The 21,057-nt window shown below is 66.6% G+C and carries 19 protein-coding genes; 6 read left to right on the top strand and 13 right to left on the bottom strand.

The window, feature by feature from the left end:
* The first annotated feature begins 44 nt into the window (after positions 1-44).
* Positions 45-380 carry a hypothetical protein gene (locus AC5P7E_RS06395; RefSeq protein WP_005411085.1) on the top strand — a complete coding sequence of 112 codons (336 nt, stop codon included), beginning with the start codon at positions 45-47 and terminating at the stop codon, positions 378-380.
* 67 nt (positions 381-447) lie between these two features.
* On the top strand, positions 448-870 hold the full coding sequence (locus AC5P7E_RS06390) for a low affinity iron permease family protein (RefSeq protein WP_005411086.1): 423 nt from the start codon (positions 448-450) through the stop codon (positions 868-870).
* Between the two features lie 83 nt (positions 871-953).
* Here AC5P7E_RS06390 and smeF read toward each other — a convergent pair whose 3' ends face one another.
* The 3 genes from smeF to smeD all read right to left on the bottom strand — a co-directional run bounded on the left by smeF (position 954) and on the right by smeD (position 6,766).
* Positions 954-2,354, bottom strand: a complete 1,401-nt coding sequence (gene smeF, locus AC5P7E_RS06385) for a multidrug efflux RND transporter outer membrane subunit SmeF (RefSeq protein ID WP_143565907.1) — start codon at positions 2,352-2,354, stop codon at positions 954-956.
* A gap of 92 nt (positions 2,355-2,446) precedes the next feature.
* Positions 2,447-5,569: a multidrug efflux RND transporter permease subunit SmeE gene (smeE, locus tag AC5P7E_RS06380; RefSeq protein WP_005411088.1), complete on the bottom strand. Its 3,123-nt coding sequence runs from the start codon at positions 5,567-5,569 to the stop codon at positions 2,447-2,449.
* 12 nt (positions 5,570-5,581) lie between these two features.
* The gene (gene smeD / locus AC5P7E_RS06375) at positions 5,582-6,766 is read right to left on the bottom strand and encodes a multidrug efflux RND transporter periplasmic adaptor subunit SmeD (protein WP_005411089.1); all 1,185 of its coding nucleotides are present in this window, start codon (positions 6,764-6,766) and stop codon (positions 5,582-5,584) included.
* 224 nt (positions 6,767-6,990) lie between these two features.
* Here smeD and smeT point away from each other — a divergent pair, with 224 nt between their 5' ends.
* Positions 6,991-7,650: an efflux transporter SmeDEF transcriptional repressor SmeT gene (gene smeT, locus AC5P7E_RS06370; RefSeq protein ID WP_005414519.1), complete on the top strand. Its 660-nt coding sequence runs from the start codon at positions 6,991-6,993 to the stop codon at positions 7,648-7,650.
* A gap of 45 nt (positions 7,651-7,695) precedes the next feature.
* A complete protein-coding gene (locus tag AC5P7E_RS06365; protein WP_114618300.1) occupies positions 7,696-8,688 on the top strand; it encodes a Gfo/Idh/MocA family protein in 993 nt (330 codons plus the stop codon).
* Positions 8,689-8,784: 96 nt separating this feature from the next.
* On the opposite strand, the gene hslU is transcribed toward AC5P7E_RS06365, so the two are convergent.
* The 8 genes from hslU to AC5P7E_RS06325 form a co-directional block, all read right to left on the bottom strand.
* A complete protein-coding gene (hslU, locus tag AC5P7E_RS06360; protein WP_005414521.1) occupies positions 8,785-10,158 on the bottom strand; it encodes an ATP-dependent protease ATPase subunit HslU in 1,374 nt (457 codons plus the stop codon).
* A gap of 103 nt (positions 10,159-10,261) precedes the next feature.
* On the bottom strand, positions 10,262-10,813 hold the full coding sequence (gene hslV, locus AC5P7E_RS06355; RefSeq protein WP_005411093.1) for an ATP-dependent protease subunit HslV: 552 nt from the start codon (positions 10,811-10,813) through the stop codon (positions 10,262-10,264).
* Positions 10,814-10,898: 85 nt separating this feature from the next.
* Positions 10,899-11,795 (bottom strand): tyrosine recombinase XerC, encoded by an 897-nt coding sequence (gene xerC / locus AC5P7E_RS06350; protein ID WP_005411094.1) that lies wholly within the window; start codon positions 11,793-11,795, stop codon positions 10,899-10,901.
* Positions 11,796-11,808: 13 nt separating this feature from the next.
* Positions 11,809-12,483, bottom strand: coding sequence for a DUF484 family protein (locus AC5P7E_RS06345; RefSeq protein ID WP_005411095.1), 675 nt, complete (start codon positions 12,481-12,483; stop codon positions 11,809-11,811).
* Positions 12,480-13,331 (bottom strand): diaminopimelate epimerase, encoded by an 852-nt coding sequence (dapF, locus tag AC5P7E_RS06340; protein ID WP_005414522.1) that lies wholly within the window; start codon positions 13,329-13,331, stop codon positions 12,480-12,482. Before dapF ends, AC5P7E_RS06345 begins: the two co-directional genes overlap by 4 nt.
* On the bottom strand, positions 13,324-13,596 hold the full coding sequence (gene lptM, locus AC5P7E_RS06335; protein ID WP_005411097.1) for an LPS translocon maturation chaperone LptM: 273 nt from the start codon (positions 13,594-13,596) through the stop codon (positions 13,324-13,326). Before lptM ends, dapF begins: the two co-directional genes overlap by 8 nt.
* Positions 13,597-13,678: 82 nt before the next feature.
* Entirely contained in the window at positions 13,679-14,104 is a 426-nt protein-coding gene (locus tag AC5P7E_RS06330; protein ID WP_114618229.1) for a YbaN family protein, read from the bottom strand.
* Between the two features lie 54 nt (positions 14,105-14,158).
* A complete protein-coding gene (locus AC5P7E_RS06325; RefSeq protein ID WP_005414524.1) occupies positions 14,159-16,270 on the bottom strand; it encodes a S9 family peptidase in 2,112 nt (703 codons plus the stop codon).
* 220 nt (positions 16,271-16,490) lie between these two features.
* On the opposite strand from AC5P7E_RS06325, the gene AC5P7E_RS06320 reads away from it, so the two are divergent.
* Positions 16,491-17,684, top strand: a complete 1,194-nt coding sequence (locus AC5P7E_RS06320) for a pyridoxal phosphate-dependent aminotransferase (protein ID WP_052504366.1) — start codon at positions 16,491-16,493, stop codon at positions 17,682-17,684.
* 128 nt (positions 17,685-17,812) lie between these two features.
* On the opposite strand, the gene AC5P7E_RS06315 is transcribed toward AC5P7E_RS06320, so the two are convergent.
* Together AC5P7E_RS06315 and AC5P7E_RS06310 are read right to left on the bottom strand one after the other, a co-directional pair.
* Positions 17,813-19,909: a prolyl oligopeptidase family serine peptidase gene (locus AC5P7E_RS06315; RefSeq protein WP_088611115.1), complete on the bottom strand. Its 2,097-nt coding sequence runs from the start codon at positions 19,907-19,909 to the stop codon at positions 17,813-17,815.
* Positions 19,910-19,978: 69 nt separating this feature from the next.
* The gene (locus AC5P7E_RS06310; RefSeq protein ID WP_114618230.1) at positions 19,979-20,299 is read right to left on the bottom strand and encodes a hypothetical protein; all 321 of its coding nucleotides are present in this window, start codon (positions 20,297-20,299) and stop codon (positions 19,979-19,981) included.
* Between the two features lie 128 nt (positions 20,300-20,427).
* Between AC5P7E_RS06310 and AC5P7E_RS06305 the strand changes: the two genes are divergently transcribed.
* Positions 20,428-21,030 carry a lipocalin family protein gene (locus tag AC5P7E_RS06305; RefSeq protein ID WP_005411103.1) on the top strand — a complete coding sequence of 201 codons (603 nt, stop codon included), beginning with the start codon at positions 20,428-20,430 and terminating at the stop codon, positions 21,028-21,030.
* The last annotated feature ends 27 nt before the right edge of the window (positions 21,031-21,057 follow it).

The following is a 21,057-nucleotide window of genomic DNA, read 5'->3' as shown; positions in this document are numbered from 1 at the left end:
CGATGAACCCCCACTCCCTTTCCACTCAACCGAACTGGATTGTCATGCACGCTGAAGTCCCCACCATTCCTCCGGTCATCAACGTTGACGCCGAGCTGGATCACTGGCGCCGCCAACATGCCGAAGGCGCACTGCCGCACAACTCGTTCGGCTCGTACGTGCCGTGGATCAAGTTTGCCTGCGATTCGCTGATCACCCAGCCGCGCGCCAGCGAGGCCGAACGTGACGAGATGTTCCAGACCCAGTACGCCCTGCAGATCATGCCGCGACTGAGTGAAGCCCAGGCCCGCGAATTCGTCGACCGTTGCTGGCAGCACGTCTACCAGAGCAGTCCGGTGCGCAGCCTGCAGGCACCGCGGCTGCAGCGCATGCGCGCCTGACCGCCGCTGCACGGCGCCTGCACGGGCCACTGCCGATCATCCTCGTCACCTGAGTGGGACGACGACGATGAAAGTACGAAACCTGTTCAATACGATCGCCAAGAAGGCCGCGGCCGCCACCGGCTCGCCGTGGACCTTCCTGGCTGCAGTAGCGATCGTGGTGATCTGGGGCATCAGTGGCCCGGTGTTCGGTTTCAACGACACCTGGCAGCTGGTGATCAACACCGGCACCACCATCATCACCTTCCTGATGGTGTTCCTGATCCAGCACACACAGAACGCGGACACCGCCGCGATGCAGATCAAGCTGGACGAGCTGATCCGGGCGACGGCCGAAGCCAACAACGAACTGTTGGATCTGGAAGAACTTGACGAAGCGCGCCTGGAAGAGATCCGCGCCGAGTACGAGCAGATGGCGCGCGAAGCCGGCGATGCGCTCGCGCGGGTGCGCGCCTGCCATGCAGCGCGGCGCGACGATGAAGCGGTGTAGCAGGTCCTGAAATGACAATGCCGGCCAGCGGCCGGCACTACCATCGATCATCAGGGTAGAGCCGGCCGCTGGCCGGCTGTCCTTCAGCTGCGCTCGTGCCAGCCACCGCCCATCACCTTGTACAGGGTGATGCGGTTGGCCTGCTGCGCCAGCTGCGCCTGCAGCTGGGTCTGTTGTGCGTTGTAGGCCGTACGCCGCGCATCAAGCAGGGTCACGAAGCTGTCCAGGCCCGCGTCGTAGCGCGCCTGCGACAGGCGGTTGGCCTGTTCGGCCGCTTCCACCAGGCGCTGCTGTGAACTCACCTGCTCGTCCAGGCTGACATTCAACGCCAGCGCATCGGCGGTTTCGCGGAAGCCCACCTGGATCGACTTCTCGTACTGCGCCAGAGCGATATCACGATCCGCGTTGGCGATGGCCAGGTTGGCGCGCAGCTTGCCGCCCTGGAAGATCGGCAGCGTGATCTTCGGCAGGAAGCTCCACACGCGCGTACCGCTGTCGAACAGGTTGGACAGTTCGCTCGAACCACTGCCGATGCTGCCGGTCAGCGAGATGCTCGGGAAGAACGCCGCGCGTGCCGCACCGATATTGGCGTTGGCCGCCAGCAGCTGGTGTTCGGCGGCCATGATGTCCGGGCGCTGCAGCAGCACGTCGCTGGGCAGGCCGGCCGGCGGCGGTGCCAGTGCAAGCAGCTGCGGCTCGATGCTGTCCGGCAGCAGCGCCGGATCCAGCTGGCCACCGGCCAGCAGCGCCAGCGCGTTGCGGTCCTGGGCCAGCTGGCCACGCAGGCGTGCGGCGTCCGTACGCGCGGTCTCGACCAGGGTACGGGTCTGGGTCAGCTCCAGCGCCGAACTGCCACCACGTTCGTGGCGGGCCTCGGCCAGGCGCAGCGAATCCTCGTAGGTCTTCAGCGTGGCATCGGCGATCTTCAGCCGCTGCGCGTCGGCACCGTAGGTCAGCCATGCGGTGGCCGTCTCGGCCACCAGGCTCAACTGCGCGTTGCGGCGGTTGGCGGCCACCGCGAAGTACTGCTGCAGCGCAGCTTCACTGAGATTGCGCACGCGGCCGAACAGATCCAGCTCGAACTCGGCCACGCCGACACCGGCGGTGAACTGTTCGTTGACACCGGCGTCGGTGCCCTGGCGCTGCATCTGGCCGGTAACGGCCACGCCGGGCACGCGATCAGCGCGCTGCACACGGTACTGGCCGCGCGCGCGCTCAACGTTGAGCACGGCCACGCGCAGATCTCGGTTGTTCTGCAGCGTCTGGTCGATCACCTGCTGCAGGCGCGCATCGGTGAAGAAGTCGCGCCAGCCGACGGCGGCGACATCGGCCACCTCGCCCTGCGCGGCCTCGGCCGGCCACTGCGCCGGGATCGCCGGGGCGACAGCGGTGTTCTTCGGCACCAGGGTGGAGCAGCCGGCGAGCGCGAGCACAGCGGCAATGGAAAGGAACAGGGATGCACTTTTCATGGGAATGACTTCCATCGGTACTGCCGGATGGCAGGAGGTCATGCCGGCCAGCGGCCGGCACTACCGTTTCGACAACGCCAGCCTGAGGCCGGCATGACCGTTTCAGGTCACGTCGTGGATTTGCGCTTGAACACGCGCTGCACCACCACGAAGAACAGCGGCACGAAGAACACACCGAGCACGGTGCCGACGATCATGCCGCCGAGCACGCCGGTGCCGATCGCCTGCTTGGCGCCGGAACCGGCACCGGTGGAGATCGCCAGCGGTACCACGCCCATGCCGAAGGCCAGCGAGGTCATCACGATAGGACGCAGGCGGTCGCGCACGGCATGCATGATCGATTCGATCAGGCCTGCGCCCTTCTCCAGGTTCTCCTTGGCGAACTCCACGATCAGGATCGCGTTCTTGCTGGTCAGGCCCACCGTGGTCAGCATCGCCACCTGGAAGTAGATATCGCGTTCCAGGCCCTTGAAGGTATTGGCCAGCACCGCGCCGAGGATGCCCAGCGGGGCCGCCAGCAGCACTGCGGTCGGCACGCTCCAGCTTTCGTACATCGCGGCCAGGCACAGGAATACGATCATCAGCGAGAGCGTGTACAGCAGTGGCGTCTGCGAGCCAGCCTGGCGCTCCTGGTACGACATCGCCGTCCATTCGATGCCGAAGCCCGCCGGCAGCTGCTTGGCCAGCTGTTCGATCTCGGCCATGGCATCACCGGAGGCGACACCCGGGGCCGGTTCGCCCTGGATTTCCATGGCCGACACACCGTTGTAGCGTTCCAGGCGCGGCGAACCGTAATCCCAGTGCTTGGTAGCGAAGGCACTGAACGGCACCATTTCACCCTTGTCGTTCTTCACGGACCAGAGATCGAAGTCCTCCGGCACCATGCGGAACGGCTGGTCGGCCTGCACGAACACACGCTTGACGCGGCCACGATCGACGAAGTCGTCGATGTACGAGCTGCCCCACGCGGCGGCCAGCGTGCCGTTGATCTGGTCGATCGACAGCCCCAGCGAGGTCGCCTTGGCCGCGTCGATGTCGATGCGGAACTGCGGCGTGTCCTCCTGGCCGTTCGGGCGCACGTTGGCCAGCTTCTTGCTGCCGGCGGCGAGGCCGAGCAGCTGGTTGCGCGCGGCCACCAGTGCCTCGTGGCCCTGGCCGCTGTTGTCCTTCAGGAAGAAGGTATAGCCCGAGGCGGTGCCCAGTTCCGGGATGGCCGGCGGCGGGAAGGCGAAGATGAAGGCATCCTTGATCTGGCCCAGGGCCGCCATCGCGCGTCCGGTGATCGGCATCACGCCATTGTTGGCGTCACGCTCGCTCCAGTCCTTCAGCTTGACGAATGCCATGCCGGCGTTCTGGCCCATGCCGGCGAAGCTGAAGCCCTGCACCGAGAACACCGAGTCCACCGCATCCTTCTCGTTCTGCAGGAAGTGGTTTTCCAGCGCCGCGATCGATTCCAGCGTACGTTCCTGGGTGGCACCCACCGGGGCCTGCACCAGCGCCATCAACACGCCCTGGTCTTCGTTGGGCAGGAATGAGCTGGGCAGGCGCACGAACAACACGCCCATCAGCACGAACAGCGCCGCCACGATGCCCATGAAGCGCCACGGGCGATGGATGATGCCGCGCACGCCACGCTGGTAGCTTTCGCTGGTGCGGTCGAATCCACGGTTGAAGCCATTGAAGAAGCGACCGGCCAGGCCGCGGTGGGCGACGTGGTGCTCACCTTTCTTCAGCGGCTTGAGCATGGTCGCGCACAGCGCCGGGGTCAGCACGATCGCGACCAGCACCGACAATGCCATCGCCGAGACGATCGTGGCCGAGAACTGGCGGTAGATCACGCCGGTGGAGCCACTCATGAAGGCCATCGGCACGAACACCGCCGACAGCACCAGGCCGATGCCCACCAGCGCGCCGGTGATCTGGCCCATCGACTTGCGGGTCGCCTCGAGCGGCGACAGTCCTTCCTCGGACATGATGCGCTCGACGTTCTCCACCACCACGATGGCATCGTCCACCAGCAGGCCGATCGCAAGCACCATCGCGAACATGGTCAGCATGTTCACCGAGAAGCCGAGCATGGCCAGCACGCCGAAGGTACCCAGCAGCACCACCGGCACGGCGATGGTCGGGATCAGGGTGGCGCGGAAGTTCTGCAGGAACAGGTACATCACCACGAACACCAGCACGATCGCTTCGATCAGGGTCTGCACCACGCCCTTGATCGACACGCGCACGAACGGGGTGGTGTCGTACGGGACCTCCGCCTTCAGCCCGGCCGGGAAGAAGCTCTTCATGTCTTCCAGCGCGGCATTCACACCAGCAGCGGTATCCAGCGCGTTGGCGCCGGTGGCCAGGGTCACCGCCAGGCCGCTGGCCGGCTGGCCGTTGTAGCGGGTGACGAAGTCGTAGGACTCGGCACCCAGCTCGACGCGGGCGACATCCCCCAGGCGCAGCTCGGCACCGTCCTGCGCACCGCGCACGATGATGTTGCGGAACTGTTCCGGGGTCTGCAGGCGCGACTGCGCGTTGATGGTGGCGTTGAGCTGCTGGCCCTTGATCGACGGTGCACCGCCAAGCTGGCCGATGGCCACCTGCGCGTTCTGTGCCTTGATCGCTGCGGTCACTTCCGCAACCGACAGGCCATAGGTATGCAGCTTGTTCGGATCCAGCCAGATGCGCATGGCGTACTTGCCACCGAACACCTGGATGTTGCCCACGCCTGGCACGCGGCTCAGGCGATCGACAACATTGGAACCGACGTAGTCGGCGATGTCGTTGGCGTCCATGCTGCCGTTCTCGGACACGAACGCGATGACGTTCAGGAAGCCCGAGCTGGACTTGGCCACGTTGATGCCCTGCCGCTGCACTTCCTGCGGCAGCAGCGGCATGGCCAGCTGCAGCTTGTTCTGCACCTGCACCTGGGCGATGTCCGGGTTGGTGCCGCTCTCGAAGGTCAGGGTGATGGTGGCCTGGCCGTTGGACGAGCTGTTGGAGGAGAAGTAGATCAGGCCATCAAGGCCCTTCATGTTCTGCTCGATGATCTGCGTCACCGAGTCCTCGACCACCTTGGCCGATGCACCCGGGTAGGTGGCGCTGATTTCCACCGCCGGCGGTGCGACGTTGGGGTACATCGAGACCGGCAGCTTGAACAGGGCCAGGCCGCCGGCGAGCATGATGATGATGGCGATCACCCACGCGAAGATGGGTCGATCGATGAAAAAGCGTGCCATGGGGTTCTCCGCTTACTTCGCGTCGCCGGCCGGGGCGGCAGGCTGGGCGGCCGCTGCCGGCTTGGCCGGAGCAGCGCCCTTCTCGGTGGCCTTGACCGGCATGCCGGGGCCGATCTTCTGCAGGCCTTCGACGATGACCTTGTCGCCGGCCTTCAGGCCGTCCTCGACCAGCCACTTGTCGCCGACCGTGCGGCTGACCTTGACCGGGCGCACTTCGACCTTGTTGTCCTTGCCGACCACCATCGCGGTCGTGTCGCCCTTCGGATCGCGGGCGATGCCCTGCATCGGTACCAGCACCGCATCGCTGCGCACGCCGCCGCCGATCACCGCGCGCACGTAGGTGCCCGGCATCAGCAGGCCGTCCGGGTTGTCCACCTTCACGCGCAGGCCGAAGCTGCCGGTGGCTGGATCGACGCTCACTTCAGAGAACTCCAGCGTGCCCTTGTGCTCGAAGGTGCTGCCGTCTTCCATCAGGATGCTGACCGGCAGCGTCTGGTTGTCCTGCAGGCGGCCGGCAGCCAGTTCGCGGCGCAGCTGCAGCAGCTCGGCCGAGGACTGGGTCAGATCGACGTAGATCGGGTCCAGCTGCTGCACGGTGGCCAGTGCATTGGCCTGGCCGGCGCTGACCAGCGCACCCTGGGTAACGCTGGACTTGCCGATGCGGCCGCTGATCGGCGCGGTGATGCGGGCATAGCCGAGGGTGACGTTGGCCGCGTCCAGCGAGGCCCTGGCGGCACCGACATCGGCCTCGGCCTGCTTCTGCGCGGCCACGGCGTTTTCCAGGTCCTGCTGGCTGACCGCGTCGACCTTGGCCAGCTCGGTGATGCGCTTGGCGCTCAGGCGCGCGGCGTTGGCCGTGGCTTCGGCGCGGGCCAGCTGGGCGCGGGCGCTGTTGGCCTGGGCGCGGTAGCTGGCGTCCTCGATCTGGTAGAGCGGCTCGCCGGCCTTGACCATGCCGCCTTCGGTGAACAGGCGCTTGGCAACGATGCCGTTGACCTGCGGGCGCACTTCGGCGACCAGGAAGGCGTTGGTACGGCCCGGCAGTTCGCGGGTCAGGCCCACGGTCTCGGACTTCAGCGTGACCACGGTGACGTCACCCGGGCCCTGCTCGGGGGCCTGGGGTTGGCCGCCGCAGGCAGCCACGGCTGCGGCGATGGCCAGCGACAGTGCAAAGGGTCGGATTCGGCTCAGCAACATGACGGAAAGGCTCTTGAAGGAAAGGATCTCAGCCGGCGCTGATACGGCGGACCCTTCGACCGGTAAAGGTGAAGACCGTGAGAACAGCGCCCACCCGGGTGGAGCGGGAGCCGGACCGGCCTGCCACGCACACGACGGGAATGATGGGAGCGAAATATACATACATGCTTGTTTGTTTGTAAACCGGTACAATTCAGCCACGTTTCACCCGCACTCGTACCTACATGGCCCGCAAGACCAAAGAGGACACCCAGGCAACCCGGGAAGGCATCCTTGACGCCGCCGAAGCCTGCTTCCATGAACACGGCGTGGCCCGTACCACGCTGGAGATGATCGGCGCCCGCGCCGGCTATACCCGTGGCGCGGTCTACTGGCACTTCAAGAACAAGAGCGAGGTGCTGGCCGCGATCGTCGAACGGGTGCACCTGCCCTTCATGCAGGAACTGGAGCGCACCTCCACCGACCAGCGCGACACCCCCGTGCACGACCTGCGCGCGGTGATGATCCACTCCTTCATCGAGCTGTCCGAAGACGAGCGCCTGCGCAAGACCATGGAGATCATGCTGCGCAGCGATGCCTCGGCCGACACCAGGGTGCTGACCGAAATGCAGCAGGCCGGATTCCGCGATGCGCTCGACCGGATGGAGCGTGCCCTGCGCCGCGCCCGCGATCTGGGCCAGCTGCGCGAAGGCGCCGACCCCAAGATCGCCGCGCGCATGCTGCATGCCACCGTGCTGGGCGTGCTGCACGGGGCGATGGTCGAACCGGACCTGATGGACCTCAAGCGCGACGGCATGCTCGCACTGGACATGACCCTGGCCGCCTACGTGAAGGACGGCGTGTTCGCGCCGGGCACTGTGCCCGAGCCGCTGCCCGAAGCGTGAGTGGCGCTGCTGCCGCCACCGCCGCGCCCATCTGAGGACAGCCCCGTGATCCTGGACAACGTGGTATGGGGCTTCATCGGCTGTGGCAGCGTCACCGAGAAGAAGAGCGGCCCCGCCCTGGCCAGCACACCCGGCTCACGGGTGGCAGCGGTCATGCGCCGCAATGCGGCATTGGCCGAGGATTATGCGCGGCGCCACGCGATTCCGCGCTGGTACGCGGACGCCGACGCACTCATCGCCGATCCGGAAGTGAACTCGGTCTACGTGGCAACGCCGCCCTCGACGCACATGCATTACGCGCTGCAGGCGATCGCCGCGGGCAAGCCGGTCTACATCGAAAAGCCGATGGCCATGGACCACGACGAGTGCCAGCGCATCATCGCGGCCAGCGCCCGCAGCGGCGTGCCCGTGTTCGTGGCCTACTACCGCCGTGCCCTGCCCCGCTTCGCACAGGTGAAGCAGCTGCTGGACAACGGCGCGATCGGAACGCCGCGCAGCGTGCGCGCCGCCCTGCATCGGCCGCATTCGGCGAATGCCGCATCGCCCGACTTCTGGCGGACCAATCCGTCGATCGCCGGCGGCGGGCTGTTCGTCGATCTGGGCTCGCATACCCTGGACCTGCTCGACCATCTATTGGGGCCGCTGGGCGACGTGCGTGGCCTGGCCAGTTCGCTGACCGGCGCCTACGCCGCCGAGGACAGTGTCTCGATGTGCTTCCGTACCGGCAGCGGGGCGCACGGCATCGCGCAATGGAGCTTCTGCGCGTTCCGCCGCCAGGATGAGGTCGAGATCACCGGCGACCGCGGGCAGCTGCGCTTTGCCACCTTCGAGGACGTTCCAGTGGTTCTGGAGACCGAAGCGGGCATGCAGGCATTCGACATCCCGAACCCGCCATCGGTCCAGCAGCCGTTGATCGCGCACCTCGTGGACGAACTGCGCGGCAACGGCCGTTCGCCCTCGACCGGCATCAGCGCCGCCCGCACCAGTGCGGTGATCGACCAGGTGCTGCGGGACTACCGCACCCGGCAGTCACGCTGACCGCACAAGAAAATGGCCGCCCTGCGGCGGCCCTTTCTGTTGCAGCGGGCGGAGTCAGAGCCCTCGCTGGGGCGAGGGATCCGACTCCAACGGGCATTACAGGATGTAGCGGCTCAGGTCCGGGTCCTGCACCAGCTCACCCAGGTGCTTGTCGACGTAGGCGCTGTCGATCGCCAGGCTTTCGCCATCGCGGTCCGGTGCCTCGTAGCTGAGCGAATCCAGCAGGCGCTCCAGCACCGTATGCAGGCGACGGGCACCGATGTTCTCCTGGCGCTCGTTCACCTGGAAGGCGATTTCGGCCAGGCGCTCGATGGCGTCGGCGGTGAAGCTGACCTTGACGCCCTCGGTAGCCAGCAGCGCCTCGTACTGCTTGGTCAGCGCGGCCTTCGGCTCGGTCAGGATGCGCACGAAATCACCCTTGCTCAGCGCACCCAGTTCAACGCGGATCGGGAAGCGACCCTGCAGCTCCGGAATCAGATCGCTGGGCTTGGCCAGGTGGAACGCACCGGATGCAATGAACAGGATGTGGTCGGTCTTGATCGTGCCGTACTTGGTGGACACGTTGGAGCCTTCCACCAGCGGCAGCAGGTCGCGCTGCACGCCTTCGCGGGAGACATCGCCGCCGCCCACGTTATCGCCACGCTTGGCGACCTTGTCGATCTCGTCGATGAAGACGATGCCGTGCTGCTCGCAGGCCTCGATCGCCGCAGTGCGGATATCGTCCTCGTTGACCAGCTTGCCGGCCTCTTCCTCGATCAGCAGCGGTCGCGCGGCCTTGATGGTCAGCGTGCGCTTGTGCGCCTTCGCGCCGCCGCCAAGGTTGGCGAACATCGACTTCAGCTGCTGGCCCATTTCCTCCATGCCCGGCGGGGTCATGATGTCCATGCTGACATTGGCGGCCAGGTCGAGTTCGATCTCGCGCTCGTCCAGCTCACCGTTGCGCAGCATCTTGCGGAACTTGATGCGGGTCTCGTTGTCCTGCGCCGACGGTTCGTTGCGGGCGACTTCCGGATCGAAGCCGATGCCACCGCTGCGGCGCGGCAGCAGCGCATCGAGGATGCGGTCTTCGGCGCGTTCCTCGGCCTGGGTACGCACGCGCACCTTGGCCTGTTCGCGGTACAGCTTCACTGCGGTATCGGCCAGGTCGCGGATGATCTGCTCGACGTCCTTGCCGACGTAGCCGACTTCGGTGAAGCGGGTGGCTTCGACCTTCACGAACGGCGCGTTGGCCAGCGTGGCCAGGCGACGCGCGATCTCGGTCTTGCCGACGCCGGTCGGGCCGATCATCAGGATGTTCTTCGGCATCACTTCATTGCGCAGCTCAGGCACCAGCTGCATGCGGCGCCAGCGGTTGCGCAGGGCGATGGCCACGGCGCGCTTGGCGTCGTGCTGGCCCACGATATGCCGGTCCAGTTCCTGCACGATCTCGCGCGGGGTCATGGTGGCAGAGGAAACTTCGATCTTCGACATGGATGTGCTCACGAATTCGTTGTCGGTCGTGCCGGCCGCTGGCCGGCAACCAGGCACGCGTGTGGGGGATCATGAGGTTGCCGGCCAAAAGCCGGCGCGACCCTCAGAGTTCCTCGACCACCACGTTGCGGTTGGTGTAGATGCAGATATCGCCGGCAATGCCGATCGCTTCGCTGGCGATGGTGCGCGCATCCAGTTCGGTGTGTGCCATCAACGCGCGTGCAGCCGACAGCGCATAGGAACCACCCGAGCCGATGGCGATGATGCCGTCCTCCGGTTCGATCACATCGCCGGTGCCGCTGATGATCAGCGAGGTTTCCTTGTCGGCCACGGCCAACAGGGCTTCAAGCTTTCCGAGGCGGCGCTCGGTGCGCCAATCCTTGGCCAGTTCGACCGCAGCGCGCTGCAACTGGCCGTGCTTTTCCAGCTTGGCCTCGAACAGCTCGAACAGGGTGAAGGCATCGGCGGCGGCACCGGCAAAGCCGGCCAGCACCTGGCCATCACGACCGAGGCGGCGCACCTTGCGCGCATTGCCCTTCATCACGGTGTGGCCCAGCGTGACCTGGCCGTCGCCGGCAATGGCCACGTGCTCGCCGCGACGGACGCAGACGATGGTGGTGGCGTGGAAAACGTTGGGGTTCTGACTGGGGTCCATGATGCCTCCGGGGTGACAGAACCAGAGGTGGGGACTGCCCTGCGCCCTTCAAGCCACCCGCGACCGGCTGCCGCACGGGCAACGTTCAGCTTTCTCCGCTGCCCTCGCTGCTGCTTCGACGCTTCGCGCGCGGATGCGCCGCGTCGTAGACCTTGGCCAGGTGCTGGAAATCCAGGTGGGTGTAGATCTGGGTGGTGGCGATGTCGGCATGGCCCAGCAGCTCCTGCACGCCGCGCAGATCACCGGATGATTCCAGGATATGGCTGGCGAAACTGTGCCGCAGCATGTGCGGGTGCACGTGCTTGAACAGGCCCTGGCGCTGCGCCAGCTGGCGGATGCGGATCTGCACCGCGCGTTGGCTGATCGGTCCGTTGCGGCCGGGAAATACCGGCGAGGCCGGACCACCGCCACTTTCGGCGCGCCACGCCTGCAGCGCTTCGCGCGCCGGCCGGCCGAACGGCACGCGGCGCTGCCGATTGCCCTTGCCCAGCACGTTGACCAGCCCGCTGTCGAAATCCAGATCGCGCCAGGTCAGCGCGCAGACTTCGCTCAGGCGCAGGCCGGAAGAATAAAAAAGTTCCAGCAGCGCGCGGTCACGGCGGCCAAGTTCACCTTCCGGCTCCAGCTCGACCAGCTGCACGGCCTCATCGGCGTCGAGGACCTGAGGCAACCGGCGCGGCGCGCGCGGCGCCTTCAGCGTTGCTGCAGGACTGACCTCGATGCGGCCGTGCTTGAGCAGCCAGGCATAGAAGCTGCGGCAGGCGGACAAGCGGCGCTGCAGGCTCTTGGCCGACAGGCCACGGCGGTGCTCATCGGCGACGAACTGGCGCAGCGCGTCGGCATCGAGTGCCTCCACCGCAACACCGCGCGGCTCGGCCCAGACCGACAGCGCGTCCAGGTCACGGCGGTAGGCATCGAGCGTATGCGCCGACATCCGCCGCTCCACCTGCAGATGCTGCAGGAAGGCCTGTACCGCGCTCATCGTCGTGTCCTGCTCAGCCCGGGAAGCGCTTCAGGCCGGCGACCAGGGCGTCGCCCATCATGCGCAGGAACAGCGTGCCCATGCCCGGATAGAAACGGTTCGGATCGTGGCTGCCCACCGCAATCAGGCCCACGCCCGGCAACGGCAGCAGCGCGGTGGTCTGCACTTCCTCGCTGCGCACGCCATACAGCACGGCATTCTTTTCCGGCTGCAGGCGGCCGCAGATCGGCTCGCCGTCCTTCAGGCAGTCGCGGAACGGGCCGAGCTGCGGATCATCGGCGGCGATCACCTGCAACCAGTCGGCCTGTTCCAGCCCGGCCACCGGCGTGTGCACCACCAATCGCACCAGGTCGCCGGCGAAATCTTCCTGCAGCGAGGCCGCCATCGCACGCAGGGTGTCGGCGGCGTTGTCCTGCTTCATCAACGCCAGGGTCAGCTGGTGCGTGCGCACCGCCAGGCGTTCGTTGACCTGGGCAGTCGCGCCCAGGTCGGCCAACCGTCGTGCGAGCTCGCGGTTCTTCTCGCGCAGCACTTCCAGCTGGTAGCTGGCCAGCGACGCGGTCGGGCCGTCGTCACGCGGCACCACCAGGGTCAGGGCCAGGTCCGGGAACTGCTTGAGGAAGCCGGGATGTCGCCGCAACCAGGCAGCGACTTCGTGGGCCCCGAGCTTGTCGACGGTTTCGGTCATGCCATCCACTCCCCTTCGAAGACGAATGCAGTCGGGCCGGCCATCACCACAGGCTGGCCATCGCCCGGCCATTGGATGCGCAGGTCACCGCCGGGCAGGCTGATGCGTGCATCACGCTGCAGGCGGCCGCGCTGCATCAGGGTCACCGCAGCGGCGCAGGCGCCACTGCCGCAGGCCAGCGTTTCACCGACGCCGCGTTCATTCACACGCAGGCGTGCATGCGCCGGGCCCATCACCTGGGCGAAGCCCACGTTCACCGAGCGCGGGAACGAGGCATGCTGCTGCAGCAGCGCACCGACGCGCTCGACCGGTGCAGCATCGATCAGGCCCACTTCGATCACTGCATGCGGGTTGCCCATCGACACCGCAGCGAAACGCACGCTTTCGCCCTGCAGCGGCAGCAGGTATTCCTCGCGCGCGTGGGCGAAACCCACCAGCGGCACGTTGGCCGGCTCGAACGCCGGCACGCCCATGGTCACCGCGAACTGGCCATCGCCCAGCACTTCCACCTCATGGCTGGCCAGCGGGCTGTCGATGACGAAGCGGTCGCCCTGCGCACTGCCTTCGCGCACCAGCCAGGCGGCGATGCAGCGCGCGCCATTGCCGCACTGTTCGGAATTGGAGCCGTCGGCATTCCAGATGCGGTACGACGCCACCGAGCCTTCCGCGCGCGGCGGTTCGATGGTCAGGATCTGATCGCAGCCGACGCCGGTGTGGCGGTCGGCCAGCTGCGCGGCCAGTTCAGGCGTGGGCGGCGCGGTGCCGTCACGCAGGTCGATCACTACGAAATCATTGCCCGCGCCATGCATCTTGCTGAAGCGCAGGGCCTTGGAACCGGCCTTACTCATTCCCGCCGCCCACCTTCTTCGCAGGCGCAGGCGCCGGTTGCGTGGTCGGTGCAGCCGGCTCCACGGTCGTGGCCGGGGTGCCGCTGCCTTCGGTCTGCGCCGGGGTCGCTTCGGTAGCGGGCTCGGCAACAGGTTCGACGGTTTCTTCCACCGGCACCGGCTTCTGCGGCAGTACCAGCGGGCCCTTGTTGCCGCAGGCGGCGAGGAACAGCAGCGAAGCCGCTGCCAGCGGAATCAGGATGGCGTTTCGATGGGGGATCTTCATGCCCCGAGTATAGCCATTGGCGGCTGAGCGGTTGGTGCAGGGGATCGGGTTGCCGGCCAGCGGCCGGCACTACCGCAGGTGCTCAATCCGCGGGGGGCGGCAACGGCCGGGTCCACAGCCAGATCGCCACCACGGTCATGCTGCCGATCGAGAACCACTTCACCCAGGCAATCGGTACGCACCAGAGCATGATGCCGGCGCATACCGCCATGGTGATCGTGGCCATCCACTTGCCGTAGCGGCTGACCGCCCCGTGTGCCTGCCAGTTGGCGATGGCCGGGCCGAAGCGTGGATGCTGCAGCAGCCAGTTGTGCAGGCGCTCGGAGCCACGCGAGGCGGCCCAGGCCGAAATCAGGATGAATACGGTGGTCGGCAGGCCCGGTACGAAGATGCCGACGATGCCGGTGCCGAGGCTGACATAGGCCAGCAGCCACCACGCCCAGCGGAAACGCACCACGCGCGGAGGCGTGGTGGTATCGCGAGGGACGGAAGGATCTGGCGCGCTCATGGCCGCAAGGATACCGGTTCAGGGTGCCAGGCAGTGCCCGGCACCCTGTCGCGATCACGGCTGGGCGATGCCCAGCTGCTGCAGCACGAATGCGTACGACTCGGACAGCTCGCGGTAACGCTGGAAGCGCCCCGACTTGCCGCCGTGGCCGGCTTCCATGTTGGTGCGGAACAGGATCGGGTAATGGCCGGTGTTGTCGTCACGCAGCTTGGCCACCCACTTGGCCGGTTCCCAGTACTGCACCTGCGAATCCCACAGGCCGGTGCCCACGAACAGCGCCGGATAGGCCTGCTTGCTGACGTTGTCGTAGGGCGAGTAGGACAGCATGTAGTCGTAGAACTGCTTCTGCTCCGGGTTGCCCCACTCGTCGTACTCGTTGGTGGTCAACGGAATGGTCGGGTCGAGCATGGTAGTCACCACGTCGACGAACGGCACCTGGGCCACCATCACGCGGTAGTCCTGCGGCGCCTGGTTGGCCACCGCGCCCATCAGCAGGCCACCGGCACTGCCTCCGGATGCCGCCACGCGATCCTTCGCCGCCCAGCCCTGCGCCACCAGGCCACGGGTGACGTCGATGAAGTCGTTGAAGGTGTTCTGCTTGTGCAGCAGCTTGCCGTTCTCGTACCAGTCGCGGCCCATTTCCTGGCCACCGCGGATGTGGGCGATGGCATACACCACGCCGCGGTCGAGCAGGCTCACCGCGGTCTGGTTGAAGTACGGGTCCATCGACATGCCGTAGCTGCCATAGGCGTACTGGAACAACGCGCCCTTGCCATCCTTCTGGTAGCCCTTGCGGTAGACCAGCGACACCGGCACCTTCACGCCATCGCGCGCGGTGATCCAGACGCGGTCGGTTTCGTACTTCGACGCGTCATAGCCGATCACCGGCTGCACCTTCAGCTGGCGGCGCTCACCGGTGGCGGTGTTCAGTTCGAACACGGTGGTGGGGGTGGTCATCGAGGTGTAGACGTAGCGCAACCAGGGCGTATCGGCCTCGGTGTTGTCGCCCAGGCCCATCGAGTACGCCGGCTCGTCGGCCTTCACGTAGTCGCTGCGGCCATCCTTGAACAGCAGGCGGATGCGTTCCAGGCCCTCGGAGCGTTCGGCGATGGCGGTGTAGCCATCGAACAGTTCGAAGCCTTCGATGAACACCGCATCGTCGTGCGCGATCCAGTCCTTCCACTGCGCACGCGAGGTCGCATCGGTCGGTGCGGTGACCAGCTTGAAGTTCTTCGCACCGTCATTGGTGCGGATCACCCAGCGGCCATCGTAGTGGTCGGCGTCGTACTCGACATCGCGCTGGCGCGGCGCCAGCACGGTGAAGTGGGTCGGGTCGCTGGCCGGCGCGTAACGCTCTTCCGAGGACACGGTGCTGTGCACGCCGATGGTGATGAAGCGATCGTCGCGGGTGCGGCCGATGCCCATGTAGAAGCTGTCGTCCTTCTCTTCGTAGACGACGGTGTCGGCGCTGGCCGGGGTGCCCAGCACGTGCTTCTTCACGCGCACGGTCAGCAACGTTTCCGGATCGTTCTCGACGTACAGCACGGTGCGGTTGTCGTCGGCCCAGACCAGGTCGCCCGAGCTGCCGGTGATCACATCGGGCAGCACCTTGCCGGTGGCCAGGTCCTTGAAGCGGATGGTGTACTGGCGGCGGCCGACATCATCATCGGCCCAGGCCAGCAGCTGGTTGTCCTGGCTGACTTCCATCGAGCCGACGCTGAAATAGCCCTTGCCGGCAGCCATCGCGTTGACGTCCAGCAGGATTTCCTCGGCGGCCTCCATGCTGCCCTTGCGGCGTGCGTGGATCGGGTAGTCCTGGCCGGTTTCGAAGCGGCTGTAGTACCAGTAGCCACGCTCGCGCGCCGGCACGCTGGAATCGTCCTGCTTGATGCGGCCGACGATCTCCTTGTACAGGGTGTCTTCCAGCGGCTTCAGCGGCGCCAGCAGCTGGTCGGCATAGGCATTCTCGGCCTGCAGGTAGGCCAGCATGTCCTTGTTCCCGCGCTTGTCGTCGCGCAGCCAGTAATAGTCATCGTTGCGGGTCGCGCCGAACGGCGCCTTGACCACATGCGGATGCTTGGCGGCATCCGGCGGAACGGGCGGAGTGGCGGCGGTGGCAGTGGTGGTCATCAGGCTGGCAAGCAACAGGCAGAGGGTGGATTTCATGAGATAGGGCTCCTTGAGGGGCAATGCAATGGCGTCCTTGCGCCCGAGTCTGGGTTGCGGAAGGACGGTGGGCAACCCTGCGGAACGTCATGGTGGCCATGCCTGCCGGTAGTGCCGGCCGCTGGCCGGCACCCTCACGGCCTGCGGGTGGGTCGGTTGCCGGCCAGCGGCCGGCACTACCAGAGCGCGTGACCCCGGTACGCGGCGTACCATGGGCTGCATGAGTACCCTGCCCCATACGCCGGGCTACAGCCGGCGCAGCCATGAAATCGCCCCGTTCCACGTGATGTCCCTGCTGGCCCGCGCGCAAGCGCTGGAACAGGCCGGCCACGACGTGATCCACCTGGAAATCGGCGAACCGGACTTCACCACCGCCGAACCGATCGTGCGTGCCGGTCAGGCCGCATTGGCCGCCGGCCATACCCGCTACACCGCCGCACGTGGCCTGCCCGCCCTGCGCCAGGCGATCAGCGGCTTCTACCGCAGCCACTACGGGCTGGACGTCGACCCCGAACGCATCCTGGTCACCCCCGGCGGCTCCGGTGCGCTGCTGCTGGCCAGCAGCCTGCTGGTCGATCCCGGCCGCCACTGGCTGCTGGCCGACCCTGGTTATCCGTGCAACCGCCACTTCCTGCGCCTCGTTGAAGGCGGCGCACAGCTGGTGCCGGTCGGCCCGGACACTGCCTACCAGCTCACACCGTCGCTGGTGGAACAGCATTGGAATGCCGACAGCGTCGGCGCGCTGGTTGCCTCACCGGCCAACCCGACCGGCACCGTGCTCTCCGCCGACGAACTGGCCGCCCTGTCGAAGACCCTGCACGCGCGCGGTGGTCACCTGGTGGTGGACGAGATCTACCACGGCCTCACCTATGGCCTGGATGCACCCAGCGTGCTGCAGGTGGATGACAGCGCATTCGTGCTGAACAGCTTTTCCAAATACTTCGGCATGACCGGTTGGCGGCTGGGCTGGCTGGTGGCACCGCCAGCAGCCGTGCCGGACCTGGAGAAACTCGCGCAGAACCTGTACATCAGCGCATCGAGCATCGCCCAGCATGCCGCACTGGCGTGTTTCAGCGACGAAGCGATGTCGATCTTCGAACAGCGTCGCGAAGCGTTCCGCCAGCGCCGCGACTTCCTGCTGCCCGCGCTGCGCGAGCTGGGCTTCCGCATCGAAGTCGAGCCGCAGGGTGCGTTCTACCTGTACGCCGATGTCAGCGCATTCACCGATGACGCACAGGCGTTCTGCGCCCACTTCCTGGAAACCGAGCACGTGGCATTCACGCCCGGGCTGGATTTCGGCTTCCATCGCGCCAACCAGCACGTGCGCCTGGCCTATACCCAGGAAGTGCCGCGGTTGCAGGAGGCGGTGGCACGGATCGCGCGTGGGTTGCAGCGTTGGCAGGGATCACGTTGACGGTAGTGCCGGCCGCTGGCCGGCAACCCGGGAATGCGTGAATGATGCGGTTGCCGGCCAGCGGCCGGCACTACCGGATAAAGAAAAACGCCGCCCCGGGGGCGGCGTTTTCCGTTCTGCCTGTCTGCTTACTTACCGCCCAACCGCTCCCACAGGAAGCTGTAGGCCAGCGCCGACATGTGTGCGGCCTGCGCATTGTTGGCTGCACCGCCGTGGCCACCTTCGATGTTCTCGTAGTAGGTCACGTCCTTGCCGGCGTCGATCATCTTCGCCGCCATCTTGCGGGCGTGGCCCGGGTGCACGCGGTCATCGCGGGTGGAGGTGGTGAACAGCACCGGCGGGTACTTCTTCTTCGCGTCGAACAGGTGGTACGGCGAGAAGGTCTTGATGAACGCCCAGTCGCTGGTATCCGGGTTGCCGTACTCGGCCATCCACGAGGCACCGGCCAGCAGGTGGCTGTAGCGCTTCATGTCCAGCAGCGGCACCTGCACCACCACCGCACCGAACAGTTCCGGGTACTGGGTCAGCATGTTGCCGGTCAGCAGGCCACCGTTGCTGCCGCCCTGCACGCCCAGGTGACTGGCGCTGGTGATCTTGCGCTTGACCAGATCGCGTGCCACCGCGGCCATGTCTTCATAGGCCTTGTGGCGGTTCTGCTTCAGCGCCGCCTGGTGCCAGCGCGGGCCGTATTCGCCGCCGCCACGGATGTTGGCAACCACGTACACGCCGCCCTTCTCCAGCCAGGCGCGGCCCATGCCACCGGAGTAGCCCGGGGTCAGCGAGATCTCGAAACCACCGTAACCGTACAGCAGGGTCGGGTTGGAACCGTCCAGCTTCATCGCCTTGTCGTGCACCACGAAGTACGGCACGCGGGTGCCGTCCTTGCTGGTGGCGAAGTGCTGCTCGATCACCTTGCCCTTGGCATCGAAGAAGGCCGGCATGGTCTTCAGCGTTTCCGGAGCCTGCCCGATCTCGGCCAGCGCCAGGGTGGTCGGGGTCAGGTAGTCGGTGGCGGTCAGCCATACCGCGTCGCTGTCGTTGCTGTCGACAGCAGCCACGCCCAGCGTGCCGAAGGCCGGCGCGCCGACGAAACGGCTGGTCTGCCAGCCATTGGCGCCCGGCGTCAGCACCGACAGGCGGTTCTTGACGTCATCCAGCACGTTCAGCACCAGGTGACTCTTGGTCCAGGTGGCGCTGGCCAGCGAGGTGGTCGCGGTCGGGGTGAACAGCACGTCGAACTCACGCTTGCCGGCCAGGAAGTCATCCAGCCTGGTCGCCAGCAGCGAACCGGACGCATAGGTCTTGCCACCCACGGTCCACGGATCACGCAGCTCCAGGGTCAGCCACTGCTTGTGCAGGCCCTTCTCGGCCGAGTTCGGCGCATCGATCTTGGTCAGCGTGCCATCGTCGCCACGCAGGTAGATCTCGTTGTTGTAGAACGCCAGCGTGCGGCTGACCAGGTTGCGCTCGAAGCCCGGGGTGTCATCGTGCATCGCCGCGATGTACATGTCTTCCGGCTTGCCTTCATACACCACGCTGGCGGAGGCCATCGGCGTACCACGCTTCCACAGCTTGGCCACGCGCGGGTAGCCGGAGGTGGTCATCGAGCCGGCACCGAAGTCGGTGTAGACGAATACGGTGTCGCGATCGATCCAGTTCAGGCCGCCCTTCGACTCCGGACGGAAGAAGCCGTCCTTGATCCAGGTCTTGTTGGCCAGGTCGAACTCGCGGGTCACGTCGGCGTCGGCACCACCGCGCGACAGCGCGATCAGGCAGCGGCTGTAATCCGGGCGCAGGCAGTCGGCGCCGTGCCAGACCCAGTTCTCGCCCTCGGCCTTGTTCAGGGCATCGAGGTCAAGCACGGTTTCCCACTGCGGCGAGGCCTTGCGGTACTCGGCCAGCGTGGTGCGGCGCCACAGGCCACGCTCGTGCTGCTGGTCCTTCCAGAAGTTGTAATAGTAGTCACCGATCTTCTGCACGGCGGGAATCTTGGCATCGGAGTCGAGCACCTCGCGGATGCTGGTCTCCATCTGCTTGAAGGCCGGGGTCTGCGCCAGGCGCGCCTCGGACTTGGCGTTCTGTTCCTTGACCCAGGACAGCGGCTTGTCGCCGGTGACGTCCTCCAGCCAGGCGTAGCGATCGGTGTCTTCAGCAGCCACGGCGGTCCCCACCGAGGCAGCGGTCATCATGCCAGCCAGCAGGCAGGCGGAAGCGAGTCGAGACATTGCAGCTCCAGGCAGTCATAAGCCGTGGAACGCTAGCATGGATCGCTGCAGCCGCCCCCGTGTCGAAGGTCAGGCCGTAGCGCGGCGGCGACGGCGGGGCGTCCCGGCGGTGCGACGATGTGCCTGTCCACCGGTGCGACGGGCCAGCCGCAGCCACGACAGTCCCGGCAGCGGGAAGCGCAGCAGCGCCCACCAGGCCACCAGCGGCATGCCCACCAGCCACATCGGCAGCCAGCCCAGCCAGGCGTTGCTGCCGCGCGCGGCTGGCCAGACCAGTACCAGCGCCAGGCCGGCCAGGGCCACCTGCTGCACGCTGCGCAGCAGGCGCGGATCGGCGCGTTCAATGATGACGCGTTCAGTTGCAGGGCGGCGGACGGAACGTGCGTTCATGGGGCTTCTCCGGTGGACAATGCAACGCAGCTTGGGCAAGGCCCTTCTCACAGGTTGCGACACCATTGACGGATCGCGCACGCTCAGTCGACCATGCTCAGGCAAAGCCCTTCTGAGCCCGCTCCCGCATGACTTCGATCCGCCCGCTCTGCGCCATGCTGTTGGCCCTGTCCCTGGCGGGCCCCGCCGTGGCCGCCAGTGAGCCGCCATCGCCCCGCGCCAGCACCCCGCGCGCGACCGACCCGGATGCGCCGATCGACCTGAAGCGCTTCATGGGCACCTGGTACGTGATCGGCCGCGTGCCGAACTTCATCGAACGTGGCCATGTGGCCAGCGTCAACGACTACGAACTGCGCGACGAGCACAAGGTCGGCATCACCTACCGCTACCGTGATGGCTTCGGCGAACCGCTGCAGGAAGTGCGTGCCCGCGCCAGCGTCGACCCGGACAGCGGCAACCACGGTTGGCGCACCTGGTTCTACCGCGTCGTGCCTACCCATTCGCGGGTGCTGGAAGTGGCACCGGATTACTCGTGGGCACTGATCGGTTACCCGGGCCGCGAGATGGCCTGGATCTTCTCGCGTACGCCGGACATGGACAAAGCCCTGTACAAGGAGCTGGCCGAACGCCTGCGGGACGAGTACGGGGTGAACACCGACAAGCTCAAGCGCGTGCCGCAGCACCCGGAGCAGGTCGGGAAGCTGGGTTACGAAGTACCGAACGTGCGTTGACCGCACGTGGGATTGCCGGCCAGCGGC

It is taken from the genome of Stenotrophomonas sp. YJH_SMC_25 (genome assembly GCF_059369595.1).
The sequence above is the reverse complement of the archived record's forward strand: the minus strand, read 5'-3'. Positions and strand labels throughout refer to the sequence as shown.

Coding starts and splice junctions, on each gene's coding strand:
- xerC (WP_005411094.1), bottom strand. CDS start 11,795: ATGAGCGCGGTACAGGCCTTCCTGCAGCATCTGCAGGTGGAGCGGCGG.
- AC5P7E_RS06320 (WP_052504366.1), top strand. CDS start 16,491: ATGAGTACCCTGCCCCATACGCCGGGCTACAGCCGGCGCAGCCATGAA.
- AC5P7E_RS06325 (WP_005414524.1), bottom strand. CDS start 16,270: ATGAAATCCACCCTCTGCCTGTTGCTTGCCAGCCTGATGACCACCACT.
- dapF (WP_005414522.1), bottom strand. CDS start 13,331: ATGAGTAAGGCCGGTTCCAAGGCCCTGCGCTTCAGCAAGATGCATGGC.
- AC5P7E_RS06330 (WP_114618229.1), bottom strand. CDS start 14,104: ATGAGCGCGCCAGATCCTTCCGTCCCTCGCGATACCACCACGCCTCCG.
- AC5P7E_RS06315 (WP_088611115.1), bottom strand. CDS start 19,909: ATGTCTCGACTCGCTTCCGCCTGCCTGCTGGCTGGCATGATGACCGCT.
- AC5P7E_RS06305 (WP_005411103.1), top strand. CDS start 20,428: ATGACTTCGATCCGCCCGCTCTGCGCCATGCTGTTGGCCCTGTCCCTG.
- AC5P7E_RS06345 (WP_005411095.1), bottom strand. CDS start 12,483: ATGACCGAAACCGTCGACAAGCTCGGGGCCCACGAAGTCGCTGCCTGG.
- AC5P7E_RS06390 (WP_005411086.1), top strand. CDS start 448: ATGAAAGTACGAAACCTGTTCAATACGATCGCCAAGAAGGCCGCGGCC.
- hslU (WP_005414521.1), bottom strand. CDS start 10,158: ATGTCGAAGATCGAAGTTTCCTCTGCCACCATGACCCCGCGCGAGATC.
- smeT (WP_005414519.1), top strand. CDS start 6,991: ATGGCCCGCAAGACCAAAGAGGACACCCAGGCAACCCGGGAAGGCATC.
- AC5P7E_RS06310 (WP_114618230.1), bottom strand. CDS start 20,299: ATGAACGCACGTTCCGTCCGCCGCCCTGCAACTGAACGCGTCATCATT.
- lptM (WP_005411097.1), bottom strand. CDS start 13,596: ATGAAGATCCCCCATCGAAACGCCATCCTGATTCCGCTGGCAGCGGCT.
- hslV (WP_005411093.1), bottom strand. CDS start 10,813: ATGGACCCCAGTCAGAACCCCAACGTTTTCCACGCCACCACCATCGTC.
- smeE (WP_005411088.1), bottom strand. CDS start 5,569: ATGGCACGCTTTTTCATCGATCGACCCATCTTCGCGTGGGTGATCGCC.
- smeF (WP_143565907.1), bottom strand. CDS start 2,354: ATGGAAGTCATTCCCATGAAAAGTGCATCCCTGTTCCTTTCCATTGCC.
- smeD (WP_005411089.1), bottom strand. CDS start 6,766: ATGTTGCTGAGCCGAATCCGACCCTTTGCACTGTCGCTGGCCATCGCC.
- AC5P7E_RS06395 (WP_005411085.1), top strand. CDS start 45: ATGCACGCTGAAGTCCCCACCATTCCTCCGGTCATCAACGTTGACGCC.